We start from the raw sequence: 4,210 nt of genomic DNA, 5'->3' as shown, positions 1-4,210 counted from the left end.
GCTTGTTACTCCCGCAGTCATAATGCCATGAAACCGTTTTAAATAATCGAGATCTAAGAACTGAACATAATGATAAATCGCTACTAATAAAGCCAACAAACCTCGTGTAATATCAATCCCATCAATTCTTTTCATATGTAAATAATACTTGAGTGCCTTGCTTGCTTAAATCCTTGAGGAGGATTTTCTGCACAGAGGGGAGGGGGGGTGGTAAATAAAAAACATATTTATCTTGTTTTACACAAAAGGCTATTGCTGGTTATTATACCAGTAATGATATGATATTATGAAGTTTTACCTTCTAGTCTCTAAGTTATCTCTAACAGTAAAAGATAGAGATATTTTTATGCAAGAAATTTATATGAAGCAACTCACTGAACTTCATTCTTGGAAATGCTTGGCAAAACATGCCGAAGCATTGCGTTTAACCACGATAAAAGAGCTAAAAAATCGACACATAGGAATGATTTTTTGCAGTTTTCCAGCCTAAATATCGGTATCGATTTTTGTAACCAGCGAATAAATGAAACAACGATACAGTTTTTATTAAACTTGGCAAATGAGCGTAATCTTAGAGAAAATAGATGCTTTAATAGAAGGCGAGCAAGTTAATCAAAGTGAAAAACGCCCCGCTTTGCATACGGCATTACGATGCCAGGATAAAAACCTATTATTGTTGATAAGCGAGATATCATCGCTGATGTCTATAGCACTCGTGAAAAATACGATTTATTTCTAGTCAAATTAGAGCCGGACAGTGGTTAGGTTTTTCTGGTCAGCCGATCACCGACATCGTTAACATTGGTATTGGTGGGTCAGATTTAGGCCCTCGTTTTTGTATAAAAGCATTGTCGAATTTTATTGATCAGCGGCTTAGCTATCACTTTATTTCTGATGGAGATCCTCATGCCTTTAAAAATACGGTGATGAAGCTTAACCCTGCGACTACCCTTTTTATTATTACTTCAAAATCATTTACTACCAAAGAAACCTTATACAATGCAAAAGCCGCTTTTAGATGGCTCGGAAGACAGGATGAGATAGATAAACACTTTATTGCTGTCACAGAAAATAGCAAGGGAGCGCAGGAATTTGGTATAAATAATATATTACCGATATGGAATTGGGTTGGTGGTCGTTATTCATTGTGTTCGGCGGTTAATTTAATCACTGCGATTGCTATTGGTTTTGAGCAATTTTCTGAATTGCTTGCCGGTGCACACAGTATGGATCAACATTTCAAAAAACGCCGTTTGAAAGAAATTTACCTGTACTATTCGCCCTGATAGGGATCTGGAATAATAATTTTTTAGGTATACATAATTTGCTGGTGCTAACCTATTCTCAACAGCTTGAATATTTTGTCCCTTATATTCAACAACTTGATATGGAAAGTAATGGTAAATCAATCGATAATCGAGGTAATTTAGTGAATTATGCTACAGGGCCGATTATTTGGGGCGGACAGGGTAACCAGGCACAGCATAGCTATTACCAATTACTCTGCCAAGGTACTCATCGCTTAACAGCAGATTTTATTATGTTGGAAGAATTTGCCGGACACATGGTTAATGAAGTTTGCAGAATGAAACAAAAGGTACTTGTGGAGGGAATTACAGAGCCAGTAAATAAAGATGGGTATATTGCTGGTAACACGCCTCTTAACAACATTAGTTTAAAAGCTTGCTCTCCTTTTAGTATTGGCGAGTTAGTTTCACTTTACGAGCATAAAATTTACTGTCAAAGTGTGATTTGGGATATTAATCCTTTTAATCAACCTGGGGTTGAAAGTGCCAAGGTTGGGAGCCTAAGCCAACTATCTCATAACTTAGTATAGATACTCTTGTACAGGATGGGATATATCAGGGGGCAGGAATTTTTTAATTTCTTTAGAATTAAGTAGTCAAAGACATCTTATTCCATAAGTACTTTTTCTATGTCCTTCCCACTTCCCCTCTAAATTAGTTTATGATAGAAGGTTCTTTTTGTTAGTAAAATATACATGGGGCATTACATGTCAATAAAGTCAGATCGCTGGATAGAAAAAATGGCCTTGGAACAGGGGATGATTTCACCTTATCAACGCGGACAGGTGCGTGAGACAGATAAGGGCCGAATCGTTTCTTATGGAGTTTCCAGTTACGGTTATGATGTGCGTTGTGCGGATGAATTTAAAATATTCACTAATATTAATTCTGCGATTAGTTGATCCAAAAGCATTTGATGCAAATTAGTTTTGTAGACGTAAAATCCGATGTTTGTATCATTCCGCCAAATTCTTTTGCCTTGGCTCGCACAGTGGAATACTTCCGTATTCCGCGTAATGTGTTAACAATTTGTTTAGGGAAGTCAACATATGCGCGTTGCGGTATTATTGTGAATGTCACCCCGTTGGAGCCCGAATGGGAAGGGCATGTGACTTTGGAATTTTCCAATACCACACCGCTTCCCGCCAAGATCTATGCTCACGAGGGCGTGGCGCAAATGCTCTTTCTGGAGTCCGATGAGGTTTGCGCAGTTTCCTACCGTGACAGAGGTGGAAAATATCAAGGGCAAACCGGCGTTACTTTACCGCGCACCTGATTCAATACAGCGCCTAATCATCTTTGTCTTGGAGTGGGACACGGCCGCGTGACGCGTCCACCCGCTCTCTAAGCTCTTTTCCGGGCTTGAAATGAGGACTATATTTCGCTTCTGTAACGACCTTTTCACCCGTTTTAGGATTATGGGCATTACGTGGTGGACGATAATGTAGTGAGAAGCTGCCAAAGCCTCGTATTTCAATACGTTTACCATCAACAAGCGCCTCACTCATTAACTCAAGAATTCGGTTAATACCATCAGTGACCTGCTTTTCAGGCAGATGTGTCATTTTTGCAGCAAGGTTTGCAATGAGTTGCGATTTAATCATACCCACCTCGGTTAGCCGCGTTGTCAGGATGTCAATACCAAGACACAACAGGTGCTGACTTTCTTTATTCTATTTAAGTATAGACGCGAAAAGAAATTATTCAATGTTATCAACCAACTGTAATGATATTCCAATTAGTAATACATTGTTACTCATCTTATTAAATAATTTATCTTTTGCAACTAGGGAAAACATTAGTTTATCTTTGTTTGTGCTAGTCTTGGACTAGATAAATTTAAGTTTGACGTTGTTGAATATAGGCTTTAACTAGGCCCCAGCTCATTTTTACGTGAGTTACTGAATCTAAGGTAAACAAATTAGAACGGAGTGCTTTACTCGTGGTAATGACTAGGGCCCCTGGCTGAATTTGCTCAACGAGTTTACTAATGGCTAACCAGGTTTCGCCAAAAAATGCTGTGGCATTAATAAAAATAAGATTGGCATCAGAAAAATTGGTTTTCATAAAATTACCATGTATAAATTTAATGCGGTCAGCCTTGTTTTTATAGCCTTGAATACGTTTTAACCGTTGTTGCTGTTGTTGAGCACAGTGATGTAAAGATGCAAAAAGCTCGATCCCACAACTTTTTTGTACATCAAATGCCATAATGCAAGCCAATACTGCTTTACCTATACCACTGCCCAAATCATAAAAGACAGTAGATGATTCTGGTTTACCTAAAGATAACAGTGCGATAAAGGATTCAAAGTCTATTTCTCCATAAGTATATTCCAGTGCATCTTGCTTGGTTCTTTCCGCTTTGGATAAGGCAAATCCATCGATATTTGCATACAATTGCTGATAAACTTTATAGTGCTGATTAAGGTGCAAGCTTTTTCGCCAGCGTTGTAATTTAATTTGCCGTCGCCAGATTGGCAAAAATAACAAGATACAGCAAATCACGATAAGCAATGCAAGCCACATATTAAATTCGGTAGTCGTTATGCTTGTTAAATAGGTTTGTTTTTGACATCTCATACCATCTCCTATTATTTCCCTTAATACAGTGTATAACTTTATTAGAATAGAATGGTGTATTTTATGCTTTTTGTTGCTTTATCTGGGGTAAATTGAACTAAGAATAGCCTTCCTATGCTTAACAAATTGATTATTATTATAATTTTCGTTTTCTTATTGCTCTGTTGATTATTTATTGTCGGCAAAGAAATTTGATCTATTTTCCGGCAAAAGAACAACCTAGTCGCCATGCCTTTAAGGCAGATGATATGCAGCAAATCACGTTGCACACAGCGGATGGATTACGTCTGAACGCCTGGTATAAACCCGCCACGCCAGAG

Annotated in this window: 5 protein-coding genes and 2 pseudogenes; 5 read left to right on the top strand and 2 right to left on the bottom strand. The window is 38.1% G+C overall.

What is annotated here, in order from left to right:
• Window positions 1-286: 286 nt before the first annotated feature.
• The 5 genes and pseudogenes from BN58_RS32555 (at window position 287) to dcd (ending at window position 2,583) form a co-directional block, all read left to right on the top strand.
• Window positions 287-490: a hypothetical protein gene (locus tag BN58_RS32555; RefSeq protein ID WP_026069208.1), complete on the top strand. Its 204-nt coding sequence runs from the start codon at window positions 287-289 to the stop codon at window positions 488-490.
• 69 nt (window positions 491-559) lie between these two features.
• Entirely contained in the window at window positions 560-739 is a 180-nt protein-coding gene (locus BN58_RS32550; RefSeq protein WP_232220288.1) for a hypothetical protein, read from the top strand.
• Window positions 723-1,486: pseudogene (locus BN58_RS32545) on the top strand (glucose-6-phosphate isomerase); the annotation flags it as partial. The gene BN58_RS32550 and the pseudogene BN58_RS32545, both read left to right, overlap by 17 nt.
• A gap of 54 nt (window positions 1,487-1,540) precedes the next feature.
• Window positions 1,541-1,837: a glucose-6-phosphate isomerase gene (locus BN58_RS37445; RefSeq protein ID WP_408605450.1), complete on the top strand. Its 297-nt coding sequence runs from the start codon at window positions 1,541-1,543 to the stop codon at window positions 1,835-1,837.
• A gap of 177 nt (window positions 1,838-2,014) precedes the next feature.
• Window positions 2,015-2,583, top strand: a pseudogene (dcd, locus tag BN58_RS21585) (dCTP deaminase).
• A gap of 13 nt (window positions 2,584-2,596) precedes the next feature.
• Here dcd and BN58_RS02920 read toward each other — a convergent pair.
• Together BN58_RS02920 and BN58_RS02915 are read right to left on the bottom strand one after the other, a co-directional pair.
• Window positions 2,597-2,917: an integration host factor subunit beta gene (locus tag BN58_RS02920; RefSeq protein ID WP_269570087.1), complete on the bottom strand. Its 321-nt coding sequence runs from the start codon at window positions 2,915-2,917 to the stop codon at window positions 2,597-2,599.
• A 229-nt stretch (window positions 2,918-3,146) separates the two neighbouring features.
• Window positions 3,147-3,890, bottom strand: coding sequence for a class I SAM-dependent methyltransferase (locus tag BN58_RS02915; protein ID WP_019215574.1), 744 nt, complete (start codon window positions 3,888-3,890; stop codon window positions 3,147-3,149).
• Between the last annotated feature and the right edge of the window lie 320 nt (window positions 3,891-4,210).

The organism is Legionella tunisiensis, from assembly GCF_000308315.1.
Classification (GTDB): Bacteria; Pseudomonadota; Gammaproteobacteria; order Legionellales; family Legionellaceae; genus Tatlockia; species Tatlockia tunisiensis.
The sequence above is the reverse complement of the archived record's forward strand: the minus strand, read 5'-3'. Positions and strand labels throughout refer to the sequence as shown.